The following is a 20010-nucleotide window of genomic DNA, read 5'->3' as shown; positions in this document are numbered from 1 at the left end:
CATGATCCCTCTCGCGGGCTGCCCTGCTCTCACCCTGCTCCCGAAACGAACCGTCGCACCCTCACGACGTTCATCTGCAAAGGAGATGGTGCGATGACCGATGGAGACAGAAAAAATCCCGGCGATGAAGACGTCCCCGGCACCCGACAGACGGGCGAGACCATCTGTCCGACCTGCAGCGGATCTGGTCGGCTCAACCAGCGCCCCTGTCCTGATTGCGGCGGAAGCGGCAGAGTGACCGTCATCGTAGGCGATGCCTAATGTTCGCCGTATGAGGACGGCAGAAAACGCATGCCCGTCACGAGCGCCTGCGCCTTGCTCAACCCGGCCGCCGCCGCCTCCACCATCTGAGGCAGGACGAGCCATTCCAGCGTCCATGCCGATCCCGAGCGCTCATTCTCGTGCACGAGGGCCTGATGCAGCGTGCCGAGCAGACCGGCATTGAAGCGGGCGAGCGTGACGAGCACCTCCGCCTGAACCGGGTTGGATTTGTGCGGCATGGCGGAAGATCCGCCGCCCGCAGCGAGGCGCACTTCGCCCACCTCGTTCTGCGCCATCAGCGCCGCATCCTGCCCGATCTTGCCGAGCGTGCCGGACAGGAGCGAGAGAAAGGCGGCGAACTCGCCGATGCGATCGCGCTGGGAATGCCAGGACGGTCCGTAGCCGAGCCCCAGGACCTCCGCCATGGCGTCGGCCACCGCATCGCCATGGTCCTTCAACTCTTGGCGCGTTCCGATGGGCCCACCGAGCTGCACCACCAGAAGGCGCGGTGCGAGATTCTCCAGGTTCTCAGCATGACGCTCCAGCGGCTGCAGCCACGTGTCGATCTTGTCGGCCGCCGTGAACGGCAACGCCTGCTGCATGCGGGTATGAGCCATCAGCTTCACCAAGCCGTCCCGCACACGAAGATCGCGCAGGGCCGCGACCAGGTCGGCCATGCGCTGCCCGAAGATCCCGATAACGCTTTTCAGACGAAGCACGAGGGCCGTGTCGATGATGTCCTGGCTCGTCGCGCCGAGGTGAACGTCCTTCGCATAAGGCTCGCCCACCGCGGCCCGCAGCTGCTTGACGAAGGCGGGAACGATCACGCCGTCCTGCGCGAGACCTTCCGCCAGCTTGTCCCAGTCGGGGCGGAAGCTGCGGCTGACCTCGGCGACCCTCTGCGCGGCTTCCTTATCGATCAACCCAGCCTCGGCCTGCGCCCTGGCAAGCGCGACCTCGGTCTCCAGCAGGGCGGAAAGCTCGGCCTCGTCGGAAAAGAAAGCGCCCACCGCCTCGTCGCCGACGAGAGCCTTCAGCAAGGGATACGGACGTGCATGCATGGCGATGCTCCTCACCGATCACACGGCTTCGAGGGCAATGGCGATGCCCTGCCCGACGCCGACGCACATGGTGGCAAGCGCGCGCTTCCTGCCCGTGAGCTTCAGCTCCAGCGCCGCCGTCCCGGTGATCCGCGCGCCCGACATGCCGAGCGGATGGCCGAGCGCGATCGCGCCGCCGTTCGGGTTGACATGCTCCGCATCCTCCGCGATCCCGAGCTCGCGCAAAACCGCGATGCCCTGGCTGGCGAATGCCTCGTTCAGCTCCACCACGTCGAAGTCGGAGGGCTGCCATCCAAGACGGGCGCAGAGCTTGCGCGTGGCCGGCACCGGGCCGATGCCCATGATGCGCGGCGGAACGCCTGCCGCGGCTCCCCCCACCACGCGAGCGAGGGGCTCGAGGCCATATCTGCGCATCGCCTCCTCCGACGCGACGATGAGCGCCGCCGCGCCATCGTTGACGCCGGACGCATTGCCCGCCGTCACGGTTCCGTCCTTGCGGAACGGTGTCGGCAGCCTGGCGAGCTGTTCGAGGGTCGTGTCGCGTGGATGCTCGTCCTTCTCCACGATGACCGGATCGCCCTTGCGCCTGGGGATCGAGACCGGAACGATCTCCCGGGCGAGACGCCCGTTCGCCTGCGCGGCAGCGGCCTTCTGCTGCGAGCGTAGGGCGAAGGCGTCCTGGTCGGCGCGGGAGACGCGGTAATCCTCCGCCACGTTCTCGCCGGTCTCCGGCATGGAATCCACGCCGTACTGGCTCTTCATCAGCGGATTGACGAAGCGCCAGCCGATGGTGGTGTCGTAGATCTCGGCGGCGCGCGAGAATGCCGTCTCCGCCTTCGGCATGACGAAGGGCGCGCGCGACATGGATTCGACTCCGCCCGCGATCATCAGCTCCGCCTCGCCCGCCTTGATGGCGCGCGCGGCCGCAATGACCGCGTCCATGCCCGAGCCGCAGAGGCGGTTGATGGTGGTGCCGGAGACGGAGCCGGGCAGGCCCGCCAGCAGCAGAGCCATGCGCGCCACGTTGCGGTTGTCTTCTCCGGCCTGGTTGGCGCAACCATAGATCACGTCATCGACGGCCTCGAAATCGACTCCGCCGCAGCGCTCCATGAGGGCCTTGAGCGGAACCGCCGCGAGATCGTCGGCCCGCACGCTCGACAGAGCCCCTCCGAACCGGCCGATGGGGGTACGGACGTAGTCGCAGATGAAAACCGCATTCATCTTACAGCTCCGGAACAATCAGATCGGCCACAGGGCCCTTGATAAGAAGCTCGGCCCCCGTCTGCGCCTGCAGCGCCTCGAGCGTCAGCGCGGGCAGCTTCTCGCGCAGAACGAAATGACCATCCTGGATGTCAATGACTGCGAGGCTGGTATAGACGCGCGTCACGCAGCTCACGCCGGTCAGCGGCAGGGTGCATCGCTTCACCAGCTTAGGCTTGCCGTCCTTCGTCACATGATCGGTGATCACCGCCACCCGCTTCGCGCCGTGGACGAGATCCATTGCCCCGCCCACTGCCGGAACGCCCTTGGGCCCGGTGCTCCAGTTCGCCAGATCCCCGTTCTCGGCCACCTGATACGCCCCGAGGATCGCCACATCGAGATGCCCGCCTCTCACCATCGCGAAACTGTCGGCGTGGTGGAAGAAGGCCGCACCCGGATTCAGCGTAACGGCTTTCTTGCCGGCATTGATCAGATCCCAGTCCTCGGCCCCCTCTGCCGGAGCCTCGCCGAAATTCAGGATGCCGTTTTCGGTGTGAAAGATCGCCTGGCGTCCGGCAGGCTGGTATTGAGCCACCATTTCGGGAAAGCCGATGCCAAGGTTGACGTAGGCCCCATCCGCGATGTCCTGCGCGGCGCGCCAGGCGATCTGGGAATTTGAAAGCTTGATGGTCATGGGTGGTGTGCTCCGGCGCGGTTCAGGACTTCTTCCTGTTGCGGATCCGCGACCTCAACGAGGCCTTGTACAAAGATGCCGGGAGTGACGACGTGCTCCGGGTCGATGTCGCCTGGTTCCACGATCCGGCTGACCTGGACGAGAGCTGTCGCCGCCGCCATGCACATCAGCGGATTGAAGTTCCGTGCCGCCTTGTTGTAGGTCAGGTTCCCGTGCCGGTCGCCGAGATGGGCTTTCACCAGCGCGAAATCGGCTTTCAACCAGCGCTCCTGCACATAAGGCCGGCCATCGAATTCCGCGATCACCTTGCCGTCTGCGAGATCGGTCCCATAGGCTGTGGGCGTGTAGAAGGCCGGAATGCCCGCGCCGCCGGCACGGATACGTTCGGCGAGCGTGCCTTGCGGCACCAGCTCCAGCTCGATCTCACCGGCCAGATATTTCTCGGTGAACACGCGCGGATCGGACGAGCGGGGAAAGGAGCAGATCAGCTTGCGCACCATTCCGTGCTCGATCAACGCCGCAAGCCCGACATGGCCGTTGCCTGCATTGTTGTTCACGATAGTGAGGCTCTTTGGGCTGCCTGTGATCAGGAATCGATCAATGAGCGCATGGATCAACTCAATCGGTGAGCCGGAACCGCCGAAGCCCCCGATCATCACCGTCGCACCGTCACCGATTCCCGCCACAGCCTCGGCCGGGGTGGCGATTGTTTTATCCATTGGAGGGCTCCTCTCGCACCAGAGGCTCGATCCTGTCTCTGGCTTCTGGTTGACGGGTCCTGCACGGTCGATCGGCAGGAAGCTGCCAACATCGGGCTGATCAGATATCGAAGAACACGGTTTCCTTCTCACCCTGAAGATGGATGTCGAAGGTATAGGTGGGAATGCCGTTCTCCTCGCTGCGCGGCGCGATGAGGGTGGGCACCCTCACCTTGTGCTCGATGCGCGCCAGGACCGGGCATTCTGCGTTGGCTGCTTCCTCATCCGCGAAATACATGCGGGTATGGAGGCCGATATTGATGCCGCGCGCCACGATCCAAAATGTGATGTGCGGCGCCATCGGGCGGCCGTCCTTGTAGGGAACCCGCCCCGGCTTGATCGTCTCGAACTTGAACTCGCCGGTGACGCCGTCCGTGGGCTGTCGGCCCCAGCCGGCAAAATGCGGGTCGGCCCGGCCGCGCTTCTCCTGAGGGCTGTTGTAAAGCCCCTCGGCATCCGCCTGCCAGATCTCGATGAGCGCATCCTTCAGAGGCGTCCCGCTGCCGTCGAAGACGCGGCCCTTCACGACGACGCGCTCGCCCTTCGTCTCGGGCCCGACGAGGACGAGGCCGAGATCCTCCTTCCACACGCCGGTGATTTCGACCCAGTTCGGCGTGGCGCCGATATGAACGTAGGGACCCGCCGTCTGAGAAGGAGATTCCTTCAATCGCTCCAGTTTCTGAACCATCAGTTCCCCTCCATCCGGTTCTCGAACATCGTCGAGCGGCGGCCGCGCAGAACGATGTCGAATTTGTAGGCGAGCGCATCCATCGGAAGCGTGTTCTCCCGGTCCAGCGCGGCGATCAGTTGCTCCACTGCCTTCCTGTCGGGGATCGTCGAGACGATGGGGCATTGCCAGATCATCGGATCGCCCTCGAAATACATCTGGGTGATCAGGCGCTGCGCGAAGGCGTGGCCGAAGATCGAGAAATGGATATGGGCCGGCCGCCAGTCGTTGACGCCGTTCGGCCACGGGTAAGCGCCGGGCTTGATGGTGCGGAACCAGTAGCGCCCCTCCTCGTCCGTGATGACGCGACCGCAGCCGCCGAAATTCGGGTCGAGGGGAGCCAGGTAGGTCTCCTTCCTGTGCCGGTAGCGCCCGCCCGCATTGGCCTGCCAGAACTCCACGAGAGCGCCGGGCACCGGGCGCGCGTTTTCGTCGAGCACGCGGCCATAGACGATGATGCGCTGGCCGATCGGCTCCCCGGTCTTGTTGTAGTTGCGGATGAGATCGTTATCGAGCGGCCCGATCTTGCCGTGGCCGAAGACCGGCCCGGTCATCTCCGAGATCGTGTTGTCAAGCGACAGCAGCGGATATTGCGGCGAGCGCAGGACGGAGGTCTTGTATTGCGGCGTCAAGGCCGGTGGGTGCCAGCTCCTGTCCCGCTGGTAGAACGATCCTTCATCCGACATGGCTGCCCTCCCTCACGAAGCCGAACGTGCCGCGCGTTCTCATGCCTTTTCCATCTCCTCATAGGCTTTCTTCACCACCTTGAAGGCGTGATTGGCGGCGGGCACGCCCGCATAGACCGCCACATGGAAGAGAGCCTCGCGAATGTCATCCTTGGTCGCGCCCGTGTTGCGCGTCGCGCGAACATGCATGGCGACCTCGTCGTCGTGCCCGAGCGCCGCGAGCAGCGCGATGGTGAGAATGGAGCGCTCGCGCTTCGACAATTGCGGGCGCGTCCACACCGATCCCCAGGCGCCCTCGGTGATGAAGGTCTGGAAATCGGCGTCGAGATCCGTCATCTGCGCGCTGGCCCTGTCCACATGCGCATCGCCCAGAACCTGGCGGCGGACCGCCATGCCCGCCTCGTAGCGCTCGCTCTTCTTTTCGTCAGACAAGACCGGCCTCCTGAAGATGCTTCTGGATCAGTTGCGTGAGCGCCGCGGGCTTCTCGACGCATGGAATGTGACCGCACCCCTCGATCAGCTCGAAACGTGCGCCGGGGATGAGGCTCGCCGTGTCGCGCACCACGTCGGCAGGCGTCGAGCCGTCCTGGTCTCCGGCGATGCACAGCGTCGGAGCATCGATCTTTCCCGCATCCGCCGTCAGGTCCGCATCGCGGATGGCGGCACAGGTCCCGGCATAGCCGTGAACCGGAATGCGCACGAGCATGTTGCGCCAGCCCGCGACGTCGTCCCCGCATGTTTCGTGGAAGTCGGGCGTGAACCAGCGCTGCAGGACATTGTCGGCGATCGGCCCGATGCCGCCCTTCTCCACGGCGGAGATCCGCTCAGCCCAGAGGCCCGGCGTGCCGATCTTCGCAGCCGTGCAGCACAGAACCAGCGCCCTGACGCGTCCGGGAGCCCGCATGGCGGCGCGCTGAGCGATCATGCCGCCGACGGAGAGGCCGACGAGAGCGGCGCTCCCGACCTCGAGGTGATCGAGCAGCGCGAGCAGATCATCCGTATGATCGTCCATCGTGTAGGGAGCGGGCGGCGCATCCGACAGGCCATGGCCGCGCTTGTCGTAGAGCACGACGCGGAACCGGTCCGCGAATGCGGGCGCGACCGCCTGCCAGATGCGGAAGTCGCTGCCCAGCGAATTGTTGAAGACGAGCGTGGGGGCATCCGATCGTCCGATGACCTGATGATGAAGAACGATGCCGTTAGCGCGAACGAATGCCATGTCTCACCTCAATGCAGCGAACCGACGCCGATGTAATGCTCGATCAGACTTTGATCCGCCCGTAGAGCCTCGCTCGTGCCCTGCCAGACGATGCGTCCCCGCTCCAGGATCAGGACGGACTCGGCGAAGTCGAGGGCGCTCTCCAGGCGCTGCTCCACGAGCAGGATCGTCATCTCACCGCTGGAGGCCAGGCGCGTGAACGCGGCCATCAGTTCCTCGCAGATCACCGGAGCCAGGCCTTCGAGAGGCTCGTCGAGAAGAAGCACCGAGGGCTTGCCGAGGATGGTGCGGGCCGTGGAGAGCATCTGCTGCTCGCCGCCGGACAATTGCCAGCCGAGATTGTTGCGGCGCTCGAAGAGGCGCGGAAACATGTCATAGGCTTCCTGGATGACTTGGCGTGGGCGATCCTTGATCCCGACGATCAGGTTCTCTTCGACTGTGAGCGAGCGGAAGATATCGCGCGTCTGCGGCACCAGTCCGATGCCCTGCCGGGCGCGCTCCGAACTCTTCAGCGACGCGAGATCCCGGCCACCGACCAGGATTTCGCCCCCGTACCGCCGGTTCATTCCCATGAGGGTCGAGAGCAACGTGGTCTTTCCCATGCCGTTGCGGCCGAGGATCGACAGGCGCGCCCCGGCGGGAACGGAGAAGGAGACGTCCTCCAGCACCAGGGTCGGGCCATAGCCTGCACTCAGGCGTTTGACGTCAAGCGACGCTGCGGGCATTGGCATAGTTCCCCAGATAGGCTTCACGCACTTTCGGATCGGCGGCCACTTCCGACGGCAGGCCCTCGAAGATGATCTCACCCGCTGCGAGAACCACGACGCGCTTGGCGAAGCGGAACACGAGATCCATGTCGTGCTCGATCATGAGCACGGCGAGGCTCGGCGGAAGACGTTCGAGAGCCTGCTCGATACGAGGAGTGTCGGCGGATGGCACGCCTGCCGCAGGCTCGTCGAGCAGGAGCACCTTCGGCTTGAGCGCAAGCGCGATGGCGATTTCCAGAAGGCGCTGCTGTCCGTAGGCGATCTGACCGACCCTGCGGCGCGCGACATCGATCAGGCCGAGCGTGGTGAGAATGCCCTCGACCTCATCCGCAACGCCGGCATTTCCGCGAAAGCGGCTCAGGATCCGCGTGGCCTTCCCCTCCCGCTGCAGCACCGTGAGGGTGACATGCTCCTCCGGCGTGAGCTCGGAGAAGAGACGGGTAACCTGGAAGGTCCGCACAAGTCCTTTGCGCACGCGCCGCACGGCGCCGAGCCGCGTGACGTCCTCGCCGTTCAGGAGGACGCGCCCGGCGCTGGGCTTGATCTGCCCCGTCACCAGATTGACGAAGGTGGTCTTGCCGGCCCCGTTGGGGCCGATCAGGGCGAGGCGCTCGCCCGCGGGCATCGCCAGGGAGATGTCGCGGCTGACGGCCAGACCGCCGAAGGACTTGGACAGGCCCTCGACACGGAAGAGATCGCTCATGCCCTCCCTCCCCTCGCCGAGGCGATTTTTCCGGTCAGGCTGCTCAAGCCTCCGGGCGCTGCCAGCACCACGGCGATCAGCAATGCGCCCACCATGGTCATCCAATGGAACGGGTTGTAGGCGGAGACCACATGCTCAAACCCCATGAAAATCACGGTGCCGATCAAGGCGCCGTAGAGCGTGCCGAGCCCGCCGATCACCAGCATCACGAGAGCATTGGCGGAGAGTTCGAAGCTCACGCTGTCGAGCCCGACCACCTGCGTCGAGATGGCGGCCAGGGCTCCACCCATCCCGGCCACGGCGCCCGAGATCACGAACATCTTCAAGAGAACCGGAAACACGAAGGAGCCCATGGCGCGGATGCGGACCGGATCCTGCTTGATGCCCCGGCACAGCATCCCAAACGGCGAAGAGACGACGAACTTGAGAACGATGAACACGAGCACCAGAAGAGCGAGGCCCAGCAGATAGGCCGTGCGTCCCCACAGATCGAATTCGAATGTTCCGAAGAGAGGGCTGACCATCAGGCCCGCCAGACCGTCGCTGCCGCCCGTATAGGCGGACGCCTTGTTCGCCGCCTCATGGAAGAGCTGCACGATCGCGATGGAGAGAACGAGCTGAGCCAACCCGTGCGCCCGCAGCATGACGGCTCCGGTGACGAGGCCTGCCGCGGCGCCCGCGACCGCACCGATAGCGATCAGCGTCATCGGCTCCGTCACCCCGTTCACGCAGGCGATGCCCGCCGCATAGGCCCCCGCGCCGAACAGGGCGGCCTGACCCAGGGTGGCGACGCCGCAATAGCCGACGATCAGGTCGATCGACAGCACCAGGAGGGCCACCGCGACGACCCGGGTGAGCAGAGCGAGATTGTCCGGGAACAGCCAGTAGCCCGCTGCGCCGAAGGCGGCGATCGCAACAACCCCGACGACGTCCTGCCACCAATGACTCTTTGCCTTGGGGAGTGCCGATATCGTTCCTGCCTGAGCCATGACGTGCACTTTACTGAGCCCTCCCGAGGAAGCCGCGCGGGAAGAGGCAGACGATGAGGATCACGGCAGCGTAGAAGAAGAAATTGCCGAAATCGGGCATCAGATAGCGGCCCGTCGTATCCACCAATCCGAGGACGAGACAGGCGATGAGAGCGCCGGGAATGGAGCCCGCTCCGCCGACGGAGACGACCACGAGGAACGTCACCATGTAGCGCAGGGCGTAATAGGGCTCGATGGGCAGGAACTCGGCGCCGACCACTCCGCCGAAAGCGGCAAGCCCGATGGCGATGGCGAAGCTGATGGCATAGACCACCTGCGTACGGACGCCGAGCGCATCGGTCATGGCAGCATTGTCGACGGTCGCCCTGAGCTTGATGCCGAAGCTCGTCCGCTCGATCAGATACCACAGCCCGCCCGCCACGGCCGCGCCGCACGCGATCACGAAGAGCCGGTGCGCGGCAATCGTGCGGAAACCCACGTCGACGGGCTCGCTGAGAAGCTGGGGCAGCGGAATGGTTTTCAGGGTCGGGCCGAAGAAGTAATTGGTGATGCCGATGACGCAGAAGGTGATGCCGATGGTCATCAGCACCTGTGTCAGTTCGGGGCTACCGTAGATCCGGCGGTAGAGAAACCGCTCGAGCGGAATCGAGATGGCGATCGTGCCGACGATCGCCAGGAGGATCGCAAGGGCATAGCCGAGCCCGAGGTCGCGCGCGACATAAGAAGCGATATAGCCTGCAATCATCGCGAAAGCGCCATGGGCGAGGTTCACGACCCGCATCAGGCCCATCGTGAGAGACAGGCCGATGCAGATGATGAACAGCACCATGCCGAACGCCAGAGCGTCGATGCCAATGCTGAGGATGGTCTGCATGAAAAGCTTCCGCTCGCTCGCGCGTCGTTCAATGGAGTCGCGGACGGACGCAATCCCGATCGGAGCGCGCCCGTCCCTCTTCGCCTGCGGTTCGCCTTACTGGGTGGTGAGACCGGGATCCTTCTGATCCGGGAAGGTCTGGATCTCCTTGTTGATGTACTTTCCGTCGGCCCCCTTCGCGACCTCGCGCAGATAGATGTTCTGCGTGATGTGGCGCGTCTCGGGCTCGATGCGCACGGGACCGCGCGGGCTCGTCCAGGCCAGGCCCTTGACGGCTTCAACCGCCTTCTTCGCGTCCTGCTTGCCGTCGGTCGCCTCGATCATCTTGTAGATGACGTGCATGCCGTCATAAGCACCGACAGCCGGGAAGGACAACTGATCGGCGGAGCCGATGGCCTTGGTCGCGGCCTCGACGAATTTCTTGTTCTCCGGGCTGTCGTGCGCCACCGAATAGTGGAAGCTCGTCTTCAGGCCTTCGGCGGCCGAACCGAGCGCCGGCAGGTCGGATTCCTGCGTCAGATCGCCAGGCGCGTAGAACTTGATGCCGGCGGTCTTCAGGCCCGTCTCGTTGAAAGCCTTCACGAAGCCGAGAGTGGGCGGGCCGGAGGGCAGAAACGCGAAGAGGCCCGTGGCGCCGGAATCGCGCACACGCTGCATGATCGGGCTGAAGTCGGTGGTGTTCATCGGCATGCGAATGGCCTCGACCACTTGGCCGCCGGCAGCCTCGAACGCTTTCTTGAACGCATTCTCGGCATCGACGCCGGGGCCGTAGTCGCTCACCACGGTGATGGCCTTCCTGACCCCTTCGTCGAACGCGATCTTGCCCAAGGGATGCGTCGTCTGCGCGGTCGTGAACGACGTGCGGACGACGAGCGGCGACGTGTTCATGATGGCGGAGGTCGCCGCATTGAAGATGACGAGCGGTGTGTTGGCCTGGGCGAGCAGAGGCGTGATCGCCATGGCGTCGGGTGTGAAATAGACGCCGCCGAGATACTGCACCTTCTCCTTCACCACGAGTTCCTGCGCCAGGGCGCGGGACTGGGCGGGATTGGCGGCAGGAAGGTCGCGATAGATGACCTCGATGTCGTGGCCCTTCACGGATTTGCCGTTCAGCGCCATGTAGGCTTCCACGCCGGCCTGGAAATTCTTGCCCTGAAGGGCGAAGGGCCCGGAGAACGGGCCGATGATGCCGACCTTGACGGTATCGGCGTAAGCGGAGACGCAGCCCATCAGCAACGCGCCGACGGCCACCCCCAGTATTCTCTTGCCTGCTGTCATCCTCGTTTCCTTCCCTGCGAGCCAGCGGATCTCGTTTGACGGATCACGGTCTGCAATTTCAGTCAATCGAACTTGTGCGCATTGCGAACATTGATTACCATTACGCACATCAAGGACGATTCACACCCCGGGTGTCAAGGCTCCATGAGTCGAACCCCGCTCTTTTGGACGTGAGAATGCAGGCTCAGGAGACCGACAATCTGGAGCGCGAAGATCGCGATTTCGTCGCGAGCCTCGAAAAGGGCCTGCTGGTGATCGAGGCCTTCGACGCCAGCCGCCCACGGCTGACCCTGTCCGATGTCGCCAAGATCACGGGCATCACCCGGGCGGCCGCGCGGCGCTACCTGCGGACCCTCACGCGGCTCCATTATGCGGATTTCGATGGGCGCTACTTCTCATTGAGCCCGCGCATTCTCAGGCTCGGCTACGCTTATCTCTCCTCCACGGCGATTCCCACCCGCCTCCAGCCTTTCCTGGAGCGGATTTCCGAAGAGACGGGCGAATCCAGCTCCGCTGCGGTGCTGGACGGAGACGAGATCGTCTATATCGCCCGCTCGGCCACGCGTCGGATCATGTCCATCGGTTTAGGTGTCGGAAGCCGGCTGCCGGCCTATTGCACCTCTCTCGGCCGGGCAATCCTGGCCTATCAGCCCCCTGACATCGTCGAGGCTTATCTGCAGCGCGTGCGCCTGGAGGCGCGCACCCCGAAGACCGTCACCGACAGGAACGAATTCAGGGCCGTGCTGGAAGCGGTGCGGCAGCAGGGCTACGCCATCATCAACGAAGAACTGGAACTCGGCCTTCGCTCCATTGCCGTGCCGCTCGTCCAGAAGAACGGCCAGGCTTCCATCGCCCTCAACATCAGCGCCCAGGCCGCGCGCGTGCCCGCCTCCGAGATGGAGGAGCGCTTCCTGCCGTCTCTGAGGGCCGCCGGCGAGGCCCTGCGCTACACATTATAGGCTTGGAAGCTCGGCCCTAATGATCGAAATGCCCGGATGCGCGTTAGGCTAAGAGCCCCAGCTTAAGCGATGAAGGACATGCCATGGTTACCCTGGAGATTGCCGGCAAAGCGGTTGCCGTGACCAACGCCGATCAGGAGCAGGCTCAGGAGCTCTTTTTGAGCGAGAGCTTTAAAGATGACCTCAAGTCGTTTAAGAGCGAGGGCCGCTTCCTTTGGGACGGCTCAGCTGCCTTGACAACCAGACCCGCATCCGAGGACGAAATCGATGCGTTTTATGAGGTTCTGGACGACGAGGATGAGGACGAGGTCGAAAACGACGAAGACTCTGGCGACATCAACATTGATGTCGTCTTCCTGGTGTCGATCGACGAAATAGACGACGGCGCCGCCTCTGGCTGATCATCCTCATCGGAGCTTGAAAGCTCCCTCAAACCGGTTCAGCCCTAATCTCATGCCTTTTCCCAAGACCAATCCAAGCCTCGAGCGCGCTCTTGCCGACCGAGGATATAACGATCCTACCCCCGTCCAGGCGGCTGTCCTCGAAGCCGACGCCCTCGACCGCGACCTCCTCGTCTCCGCCCAGACCGGCTCCGGCAAGACCGTGGCCTATGGCCTGGCCATGGCCTCGACCCTGTTGGGCGACGCGGAGCGCCTCGGCGCGCCTCGCGAGCCCCTGGCCCTCATCATCGCCCCGACCCGGGAACTGGCGCTCCAGGTCCATCGCGAGCTGATCTGGCTCTATGGCCCTGCCGGCGCGAGGGTCGTCTCCTGCGTGGGCGGAATGGACGTGCGCCGGGAGCAGCGCGCGCTGGAGGACGGCTGCCACATCGTCGTCGGCACGCCCGGACGCCTGCGGGATCACCTCGAGCGCGGGCGCCTCGATACGTCCAGGATGAAGGTCATCGTGCTCGACGAGGCCGACGAGATGCTGGACCTCGGCTTCCGCGAGGACCTGGAATTCATTCTCGATGCCACGCCCGAGGGTCGCCGTACGCTGCTGTTCTCCGCAACGTTGCCGAAGAACATCGTGGCGCTCGCGCGCCGCTATCAGCGCGATGCGCACCGAATCGATACCCTGGTCGAGAACGAGCCCCATGGCGACATCGAATACCGCGCCATCCGCTGCGCGCCGAACGAGACCGAACTCGCCACGGTGAACATTCTGCGCTTCTACGAGAGCCGCGGCGCGATGGTGTTCTGCCATACCCGCGAGGCGGTGCGCCATCTCCATGCGAGCCTGGTCGAGCGCGGCTTCGCGGCGGTCGCTCTCTCGGGAGAGCTCAGCCAGAGCGAGCGCAGCCACGCCCTGCAGGCGCTCCGCGACGGGCGTGCCCGCGTCTGCGTCGCCACCGACGTCGCCGCACGGGGCATCGACCTGCCGGATCTCGGGCTCGTCATCCACGTGGACCTGCCGAACGATCACGAAACGCTCCTGCATCGCAGCGGCCGTACGGGCCGCGCCGGACGCAAGGGCGTCTGCGTCATGCTCGTGCCCTATACCCGCCGCCGCAAGGCCGAACGCCTGATCGACCAGGCCGGTATCGACGCCACCTGGGCCGGCCCGCCCTCGGCCGACGAGATCCGCAAGCTCGACCGTGAGCGCATGATGCAGGATCCGATCTTCTCCGAGGAGACCACGGAAGAGGATCTCGCCATGGCGCGCGCCCTTCTCGCGGACAAATCGGCGGAAGAGCTTGCCAGTGCCCTGGCGCGTTTCCATCGCTCGAGGCTGCCGGCGCCCGAAGAGGTCTTCGATCCGGGTGAAGATCGCGGGCCGCGTCAGCGCAAGGACAAGCGCGAACGGCAGGACGAGCGGTCTCGCGGCGAATATGGCGCGAGAAGCCGCCGTGGAGAATCGGATGATAACGCCTACGGCGCGTCGGAAGACATGGTGTGGTTCCGCATGAGCGTCGGACGCCGCAACAATGCCGATCCGCGCTGGCTTCTGCCGATCATCTGCCGCCTCGGCCATGTGACCAAGAAGGAGATCGGATCGATCAAGATCTTCGACCGGGAGTCGAAATTCCAGATCGCCCAATCCCATGCGCCGAAATTCGCCGCAGCGGTGCGCAAGGCCAATGACGAAGATATCCGGATCGAGCCGGCCGATGCTCCGCAGGCCAAGTCCTGGGACGGCGCCAGGGACAAGGCTCCCAAGGCCAGAAGCGGGCCTTCCGAGCGCAAGCCGTTCCGCGAAGGCAAGCCGTTCCGCGAGGGGAAGCGCGCTGCTGAAGCCAAACATCCTCGCGAGCAGAAGAGCGCAAAAGACAGCAAGCGCCCGAAAGACCAGAAGCGCCCATCCGGCAAGAGCCGCTGAGACTATAGCAGGCCGGAGCGCTCTCGCGTTCCGGCCTGCCGTCCAAAGGAAGCCGATGAGATCAGGACGCGTTGGCCGGCTTCTTGAGATTCTTGATGACAGCTCCCGCCAGCGGCACGAGCATCGACGGAATGATGGAGTCGATCGGATTGCGCACAAACCCGATAATGGCCTGCCTCATGCCTCGCACTTCATCGCGCAGCTCCGTGAGCTGCAACTGGACGGCTTCGGCATCCGTTTCCAGCGCCTGAAGGGCGGAGTTGCGCACTTCGAGCGCCAGCTCCATCTCCCGTCCCGGCTTTGTCCGCTCTGCAATCGCCAAGAGAAGAAGAGCGGCCACGAGATTGCCGAGTGCGACGGCAACGGCGGCCCAGATGTTGCCCCAGACCTGATCGAGCGCGAAGAACGCTGCCAGATTGCCCATGCCATAGGCAAAAAGGCCCAGAAGCGCAGCCGCTCCTCTCAAGGAGGAACGGGTCATCATCTGCCGCACGCGGATGTCGGCGATGATCGACTCGGCGCGCCAGAGAACCCTGAGATTTCGGACAATGCTGTCCATCATGACGTTCAAGCCCTTCTCATCATGCATCCGAGCGCCAGACCGAGGAGAAACGCTCCCAGAACGGACGCCAGAGGATGTTCGGCGATGGCATCTTCGACACCGTCCGTATACGCGGACAACTCTCTGCTCAGCTCGCTCAGCTGCTCTTGGAGATCGGCAGTGAGGGACGGAGCATTATCGTCAGCCGCATTGCCCTTCACCTCCTGCTGAACGAATTCGGAACGCGGCTTGGAACCGACGCCCGACACCTTGCCGAGCTCCGCCTGCAGGGCGGCAAGCTCATGCTGGAGATGGCCCGCCATGATCAGAGCGCCCGCCGAATGCGCATGTACGCATCCTTCAATTCGCCCCCCAGGATCTTTATGGCATCCCCGAGGTCCTTAGCGCTCTTGTCGAGTTCAGCGCGGTTCTGGAAAGAGTTCCAGCGACGCTCGAGCTCGGACCATTCGTCCTGCACCTCTTTCGAGCCGAGATGAATTTTCAGCCTAATCTCGTCCCTGGCGGATTTGATCTCGTCCACGAGTTTTGCGTAGTCGGGCATGTTTCTGTTCCTTCTCCTGGTGCGAGCGGGAGGATCGGCCATGGCGGCAACCAGGGTTTCTTGTAGCCGGCCCGTAATACGCGGCATTGATCCTCATCAATATGCTCAAGCTAGAAGGCGCCCTCTTCCTGGAGGAATTTGGGGTCTCTGCCCCCTTTCTTATCTCATATGCGACATAATCCACTCTCTGGGCGGAGAGCAGACAGGGGGAGCGGGAGGCGGTAGATTGTTGAGCATGCCGTAGGGGCATAACCAAGACAGCCAGAGGGATAACAACAATGAAGCCTGACATGGACGCGATTGGAGCCCTCACCGCCTTTTCCGTCGGCACGCTCGACGGGCACGACGCGATGATGGTGATCGAGATGGCGAGCACGCCGGAGGAATACGAGAGCGGGGTGCGCCGGCAATTGCCGGTGGCGATGACGGCCGAGCATGCGCGTGAGCTCGGCGAGGCGCTGCTGTTGGCCGCCAGGGCTGCGCTCATGGGCGAGGCGCCCTCATACGCCGTCAACTGAAACGGGCTTCCTGCGAATTCTCTCCTGACGGGATCTGTGGAAGGCTGCTGCAAGGCAATATTCGATTTTTGCATTGCAACATAGGCATTGATCGGGCGTTATCCTTCGTTCGGAATCTTGAAGGATAAGCTCGATGCAGCGCCTGGGAAGCATGATCCGCCAATTGGCCCGTTATCGCCGCCAGTGGGAAGGATTGATGAAGGCTAGCGAGACGAGTGCAGCCTCGCTCGAGCCTTCATCCGGGGCGCCCAGCCGCCTCACCGAAGTCCAGGACTTCGACACCAATCCGGGCAACCTGCGCATGCTGACCTATGCGCCGCCGGAACTCGCGCCTTCTCCGGCCCTCGTCGTGGTCCTTCACGGCTGCACCCAGAGCGCGGCGGGTTACGATTACGGCTCCGGTTGGTCCGTCCTGGCCGAGCGCTACGGCTTCGTCGTGCTCCTTCCCGAGCAGCGGGAGACCAACAATCCCAAACGGTGCTTCAACTGGTTTCTGCCCGGAGACATCGAGCGCGAACGGGGCGAAGCCGCCTCGATCCGCCAGATGGTGGAGCGCGCCGTTCGTGACCACGGCATCGACCGTGATCGCATCTTCGTGACCGGGCTTTCCGCCGGAGGCGCCATGACGGCCGCCATGCTGGCAACCTATCCGGAGGTCTTCGCGGGCGGAGCTATCATCGCCGGCCTGCCTTATCGCTGCGCCACCAATGTCCCGGAAGCATTCGAGTGCATGTTCCAGGGGCAAACGCGTTCCGCCAAGGAATGGGGAGACCTGGTGCGCCATGCATCACCCCATCAGGGCCGCTGGCCGAAAGTGTCGGTATGGCACGGCAGCGCCGACGCCACCGTGAAGCCGCTGAACGCGGGCGAGATCATCAAGCAATGGACGGACGTTCATGGCCTGCCGCTCGATCCGAGACGGAAAGAAACGGTCGACGGCTATCCACGCCGCGTCTGGACGAACGACGCCGGCGAGGATGTGATCGAGGAATACATCATCAACGGGATGGCCCATGGGACGCCGCTCGCCACCGGAGACGGCGACAACCATTATGGCGTCGCTGGCCCGTTCCTGCTCGAAGCCGGCATTTCGTCGAGCTACCACATTGCACGCTTCTGGGGACTCACGGAACGTGTCATCACGCAGCGACAGCCGCGCCCTGCTCAGGAATCCAGCACCCGCGAGAGAGAGCCCGTATCAGAAACGAGCACGCCCAAGCATGACGAGCCCGCCCCCTCGCCTGTTCCCGACGTCTCATCGGTGATCACGAAAGCGCTGAAGGCCGCGGGGCTCATGCGGTAGCGCATTGCGCGGACCAAGGAGACCGCTCGAACAATGCGCTCGGCAAGAGGAAGAACCATCGAAAGGCAGGAGCAGTCATTAGTTCCGCGCGGAAAGATGCCTCCTCTCCGGCAGCATATCGTTTGGAGCGGGATCGAAGATCCGCGCAATCGGCACGGATCCTACGGATCTTTCTGAACACTGAGATCATCATCAGTCTTCTTCTCGCCAGTGACGCAGTTCATGCGCGATTGCGTCGGGATGACTTTCGGCTGCCGATCCTCGATTCCTGCGATCTCCCGCATGATCTTGGTACGGATGATCATGGCGAATTGCTCCGCATCGTGGAGCGGAATCACAAAAGCGCCGCTGCCCCCGATGACGCACTCACGATAATAGACGTCGAGCCCGTCCATCTCCGGGCTATTCTGAGATCGATTGAACATGATCGGCAGACCGTTGATGACGACGCCGTCCGCAACGGCCTCATCCCGCGCGAGGACGACCTTGCGCCCGTCGTTGTTGGGGCCGTCGCCCGATATGTCGATCACGCGGCGCGCGGCGATCTTGCCGATATCACTGAAAAGAGTGCGGCTGAAGTCGATAGCACCGGAAATCGATGTCATGCCGGCCTGACGGATAGGTCTGCTTCCGAGGCTGTCAGCGAAGGCCTTCGCTTTCTCTGGTCCGTCGATGACCATCCAGGGGACGATGATCGTTTGATCCTTGGTGCCGGACCATTCGACATAAGTGACTGCGATCCGGCCTGCGGTGCCGTTCTGGATCGCTTCATGCACAAGGGAAGAACGGAATGCTTCCGCGTAACCAACGCGCTGAAGACTTTGCTCTTCCGCTTCCATGGAGGAGGAGATGTCAACGGCAAGCACGAGAGCCACGTCGAGTTGGGGTTCGGCCGAAGCCGATGATCCGTCGAGGAAGCCGCCCGCCAAAACAAGGCACGCAACAGTAAACCAGAAACGACGAAGCATGACGACCTCCGCCCCAGCCCTCAGCTCATGACCACAGCCCGCAGCCCTTCTCTCAACGCGTTATGCTCAACTTTGATACGACAGGGTGGCGAAAAGATGTGCGCTCCACACGAGAAGCGACGAGTGCAGTCTTTCCCGAAATGCGTCATCGTCCTCCTCACATGGTTTGATGATCCGAGAAACGACATCTGCGGGATACGATGCTCCCGCGGGCCAGACCGTCAGTGCACATCCGTCATCTTGAGTGAGGCTTGAATGGGCCCGAGGGCAATTGCAGCCCGATGTTTCTTCCGTCCTCCGACATGCAACAAAATCCACTCTCTGGGCGGAGAGCAGACAGGGGGAGCGGGAGGCGGTAGATTGTTGAGCATGCCGTAGGGGCATAACCAAGACAGCCAGAGGGATAACAACAATGAAGCCTGACATGGACGCGATTGGAGCCCTCACCGCCTTTTCCGTCGGCACGCTCGACGGGCACGACGCGATGATGGTGATCGAGATGGCGAGCACGCCGGAGGAATACGAGAGCGGGGTGCGCCGGCAATTGCCGGTGGCGATGACGGCGGAGCATGCGCGTGAGCTCGGCGAGGCGCTGCTGTTGGCCGCCAGGGCCGCGCTCATGGGCGAGGCGCCCTCATACGCCGTCAACTGAAACAAAACCTCGCATCGTTTGAGCGGAGGCGTCCCGTCGGAAATTCATGACGCTACGCCTCCTCATCGCCCGACTTGAACGCCGAGCTGAGTAATGGCTCCAAGCAGCATTGCTCTCGATTACAGAGCCTGGGCGACACCACGGCAATGGAAGCCGAGCACACGCGGAGCACCGCCGAGATAATACTCCTCCATATCCCGGATGGAAAAGCCGGCTCGCTGAAGGAGCTCCGCCACCGGGCGCGTGAGATTGCAGCCAACTGCAAGAGAGCGCCAGATCGGGTTCAACCGATACTGCCAACGCGCCACGTCTTCCTCCGGCGATAATCCATGCTCGAGGAAGAGCACCTTACCGCCGGGCCTGAGGACCCGGCGGATCTCTTTGAGCGCCTGTTCGGGATCGTCGACCGAACATAAAGTGTAGGTGATCACGGCCGTGTCGATGCTGTCGTCCTTCAGCGGCAGCTCTTCAGCGGGGGCACGCACGATCTCAAGAGGCACGCGGCTGCTACGATGGCGGATCTCGCCGAGATGCAGAAAAGCATCGTTCGGATCGACGCCGAGGATTTTCGTCACATGAAGCGGATTGTAGAATGGCAAGTTCAATCCCGGCCCCATCCCGATCTCCAGAACCACACCGCTTGCGAGAGGAATGACACGCTCCCGCTCCGCGGTGATGTCGTCCATGGCGCACAGGCAGCTGACGATTCTCGGACCGATATAGCGGGAATAGATGCTCATCATGGGGCTCCGTCGAGGCGAAAATTGCGCAGGCGATGAAGGACCGGTCTGAACCGCATCAACCGTGACAGACGACGTAACGTTCAAGACCGACGCCCTGCAGCAGCCACCGCGCTCGATTGCGTCAACCGCCGCCGACGATGCGGGCAAAAGAGGGTTGCCGATCATCGCTGCCGTTGATCATCCGCCGGTCGTGCCTGGATTTCTGTGACTTCGGTCACATCGCGGACG

Annotated in this window: 24 protein-coding genes; 6 read left to right on the top strand and 18 right to left on the bottom strand. The window is 63.5% G+C overall.

The genetic code is table 11. The features are described from left to right. Nucleotides 1–257 precede the first annotated feature (257 nt). From ACS5Q0_RS09710 to ACS5Q0_RS09650, 13 genes are all read right to left on the bottom strand, one after another. The gene (locus ACS5Q0_RS09710) at nucleotides 258–1322 is read right to left on the bottom strand and encodes a 3-carboxy-cis,cis-muconate cycloisomerase (RefSeq protein WP_473126419.1); all 1065 of its coding nucleotides are present in this window, start codon (nucleotides 1320–1322) and stop codon (nucleotides 258–260) included. 18 nt (nucleotides 1323–1340) lie between these two features. After that, nucleotides 1341–2543 carry a 3-oxoadipyl-CoA thiolase gene (gene pcaF, locus ACS5Q0_RS09705; protein ID WP_473126418.1) on the bottom strand — a complete coding sequence of 401 codons (1203 nt, stop codon included), beginning with the start codon at nucleotides 2541–2543 and terminating at the stop codon, nucleotides 1341–1343. A 1-nt stretch (nucleotide 2544) separates the two neighbouring features. Continuing rightward, nucleotides 2545–3216, bottom strand: a complete 672-nt coding sequence (locus tag ACS5Q0_RS09700) for a 3-oxoacid CoA-transferase subunit B (protein WP_473126417.1) — start codon at nucleotides 3214–3216, stop codon at nucleotides 2545–2547. Next, nucleotides 3213–3935, bottom strand: coding sequence for a 3-oxoacid CoA-transferase subunit A (locus ACS5Q0_RS09695; RefSeq protein ID WP_473126416.1), 723 nt, complete (start codon nucleotides 3933–3935; stop codon nucleotides 3213–3215). The genes ACS5Q0_RS09700 and ACS5Q0_RS09695 overlap by 4 nt, the downstream gene beginning before the upstream one ends. 100 nt (nucleotides 3936–4035) lie before the next feature. Further along, nucleotides 4036–4662: a protocatechuate 3,4-dioxygenase subunit alpha gene (gene pcaG, locus ACS5Q0_RS09690; protein WP_473126415.1), complete on the bottom strand. Its 627-nt coding sequence runs from the start codon at nucleotides 4660–4662 to the stop codon at nucleotides 4036–4038. After that, nucleotides 4662–5387, bottom strand: coding sequence for a protocatechuate 3,4-dioxygenase subunit beta (gene pcaH / locus ACS5Q0_RS09685; RefSeq protein ID WP_473126414.1), 726 nt, complete (start codon nucleotides 5385–5387; stop codon nucleotides 4662–4664). The genes pcaG and pcaH overlap by 1 nt, the downstream gene beginning before the upstream one ends. A 39-nt stretch (nucleotides 5388–5426) precedes the next feature. After that, entirely contained in the window at nucleotides 5427–5780 is a 354-nt protein-coding gene (pcaC, locus tag ACS5Q0_RS09680; protein ID WP_473126522.1) for a 4-carboxymuconolactone decarboxylase, read from the bottom strand. A 31-nt stretch (nucleotides 5781–5811) separates the two neighbouring features. Next, nucleotides 5812–6606 carry a 3-oxoadipate enol-lactonase gene (gene pcaD, locus ACS5Q0_RS09675; RefSeq protein ID WP_473126413.1) on the bottom strand — a complete coding sequence of 265 codons (795 nt, stop codon included), beginning with the start codon at nucleotides 6604–6606 and terminating at the stop codon, nucleotides 5812–5814. 8 nt (nucleotides 6607–6614) lie between these two features. Further along, nucleotides 6615–7331 carry an ABC transporter ATP-binding protein gene (locus tag ACS5Q0_RS09670; protein WP_473126412.1) on the bottom strand — a complete coding sequence of 239 codons (717 nt, stop codon included), beginning with the start codon at nucleotides 7329–7331 and terminating at the stop codon, nucleotides 6615–6617. Further along, on the bottom strand, nucleotides 7312–8076 hold the full coding sequence (locus ACS5Q0_RS09665) for an ABC transporter ATP-binding protein (protein WP_473126411.1): 765 nt from the start codon (nucleotides 8074–8076) through the stop codon (nucleotides 7312–7314). Before ACS5Q0_RS09665 ends, ACS5Q0_RS09670 begins: the two co-directional genes overlap by 20 nt. After that, nucleotides 8073–9065 (bottom strand): branched-chain amino acid ABC transporter permease, encoded by a 993-nt coding sequence (locus tag ACS5Q0_RS09660; RefSeq protein ID WP_473126410.1) that lies wholly within the window; start codon nucleotides 9063–9065, stop codon nucleotides 8073–8075. The genes ACS5Q0_RS09665 and ACS5Q0_RS09660 overlap by 4 nt, the downstream gene beginning before the upstream one ends. Nucleotides 9066–9075: 10 nt before the next feature. Continuing rightward, nucleotides 9076–9939, bottom strand: a complete 864-nt coding sequence (locus tag ACS5Q0_RS09655) for a branched-chain amino acid ABC transporter permease (RefSeq protein ID WP_473126409.1) — start codon at nucleotides 9937–9939, stop codon at nucleotides 9076–9078. Nucleotides 9940–10035: 96 nt separating this feature from the next. Then, entirely contained in the window at nucleotides 10036–11169 is a 1134-nt protein-coding gene (locus ACS5Q0_RS09650) for an ABC transporter substrate-binding protein (RefSeq protein WP_473126521.1), read from the bottom strand. Nucleotides 11170–11393: 224 nt separating this feature from the next. Between ACS5Q0_RS09650 and ACS5Q0_RS09645 the strand changes: the two genes are divergently transcribed. The 3 genes from ACS5Q0_RS09645 (at nucleotide 11394) to ACS5Q0_RS09635 (ending at nucleotide 14495) form a co-directional block, all read left to right on the top strand. After that, the gene (locus tag ACS5Q0_RS09645; RefSeq protein ID WP_473126408.1) at nucleotides 11394–12176 is read left to right on the top strand and encodes an IclR family transcriptional regulator domain-containing protein; all 783 of its coding nucleotides are present in this window, start codon (nucleotides 11394–11396) and stop codon (nucleotides 12174–12176) included. 83 nt (nucleotides 12177–12259) lie between these two features. Then, the gene (locus tag ACS5Q0_RS09640) at nucleotides 12260–12577 is read left to right on the top strand and encodes a hypothetical protein (protein WP_414473596.1); all 318 of its coding nucleotides are present in this window, start codon (nucleotides 12260–12262) and stop codon (nucleotides 12575–12577) included. Between the two features lie 52 nt (nucleotides 12578–12629). Beyond that, entirely contained in the window at nucleotides 12630–14495 is a 1866-nt protein-coding gene (locus ACS5Q0_RS09635; protein ID WP_473126407.1) for a DEAD/DEAH box helicase, read from the top strand. Between the two features lie 61 nt (nucleotides 14496–14556). Here the strand turns inward: ACS5Q0_RS09635 and ACS5Q0_RS09630 are convergent, their stop codons facing one another. The 3 genes from ACS5Q0_RS09630 to ACS5Q0_RS09620 are packed head-to-tail and all read right to left on the bottom strand — an operon-like array spanning nucleotide 14557 to nucleotide 15598. After that, complete coding sequence (locus ACS5Q0_RS09630) at nucleotides 14557–15057, bottom strand: hypothetical protein (protein ID WP_473126406.1); 501 nt, start codon at nucleotides 15055–15057, stop codon at nucleotides 14557–14559. 5 nt (nucleotides 15058–15062) lie between these two features. After that, the gene (locus ACS5Q0_RS09625) at nucleotides 15063–15359 is read right to left on the bottom strand and encodes a hypothetical protein (RefSeq protein WP_473126405.1); all 297 of its coding nucleotides are present in this window, start codon (nucleotides 15357–15359) and stop codon (nucleotides 15063–15065) included. 2 nt (nucleotides 15360–15361) lie between these two features. Beyond that, nucleotides 15362–15598 (bottom strand): hypothetical protein, encoded by a 237-nt coding sequence (locus tag ACS5Q0_RS09620; RefSeq protein ID WP_473126404.1) that lies wholly within the window; start codon nucleotides 15596–15598, stop codon nucleotides 15362–15364. Between the two features lie 278 nt (nucleotides 15599–15876). Here ACS5Q0_RS09620 and ACS5Q0_RS09615 point away from each other — a divergent pair, with 278 nt between their 5' ends. Together ACS5Q0_RS09615 and ACS5Q0_RS09610 are read left to right on the top strand one after the other, a co-directional pair. Then, a complete protein-coding gene (locus tag ACS5Q0_RS09615) occupies nucleotides 15877–16116 on the top strand; it encodes a hypothetical protein (protein ID WP_473126401.1) in 240 nt (79 codons plus the stop codon). A gap of 133 nt (nucleotides 16117–16249) precedes the next feature. Next, complete coding sequence (locus ACS5Q0_RS09610) at nucleotides 16250–17419, top strand: extracellular catalytic domain type 1 short-chain-length polyhydroxyalkanoate depolymerase (protein ID WP_473126403.1); 1170 nt, start codon at nucleotides 16250–16252, stop codon at nucleotides 17417–17419. A gap of 161 nt (nucleotides 17420–17580) precedes the next feature. On the opposite strand, the gene ACS5Q0_RS09605 is transcribed toward ACS5Q0_RS09610, so the two are convergent. Next, nucleotides 17581–18387, bottom strand: coding sequence for a DUF1194 domain-containing protein (locus tag ACS5Q0_RS09605; protein WP_473126402.1), 807 nt, complete (start codon nucleotides 18385–18387; stop codon nucleotides 17581–17583). A 412-nt stretch (nucleotides 18388–18799) separates the two neighbouring features. On the opposite strand from ACS5Q0_RS09605, the gene ACS5Q0_RS09600 reads away from it, so the two are divergent. Then, nucleotides 18800–19039, top strand: a complete 240-nt coding sequence (locus tag ACS5Q0_RS09600) for a hypothetical protein (RefSeq protein ID WP_473126401.1) — start codon at nucleotides 18800–18802, stop codon at nucleotides 19037–19039. A gap of 119 nt (nucleotides 19040–19158) precedes the next feature. On the opposite strand, the gene ACS5Q0_RS09595 is transcribed toward ACS5Q0_RS09600, so the two are convergent. Next, the gene (locus tag ACS5Q0_RS09595; protein ID WP_473126400.1) at nucleotides 19159–19779 is read right to left on the bottom strand and encodes a class I SAM-dependent methyltransferase; all 621 of its coding nucleotides are present in this window, start codon (nucleotides 19777–19779) and stop codon (nucleotides 19159–19161) included. Nucleotides 19780–20010 lie beyond the last annotated feature (231 nt).

The sequence above is a fragment of the Microvirga sp. HS2 genome, assembly GCF_055792805.1.
This window is presented reverse-complemented; position numbering and strand designations above follow the sequence as displayed.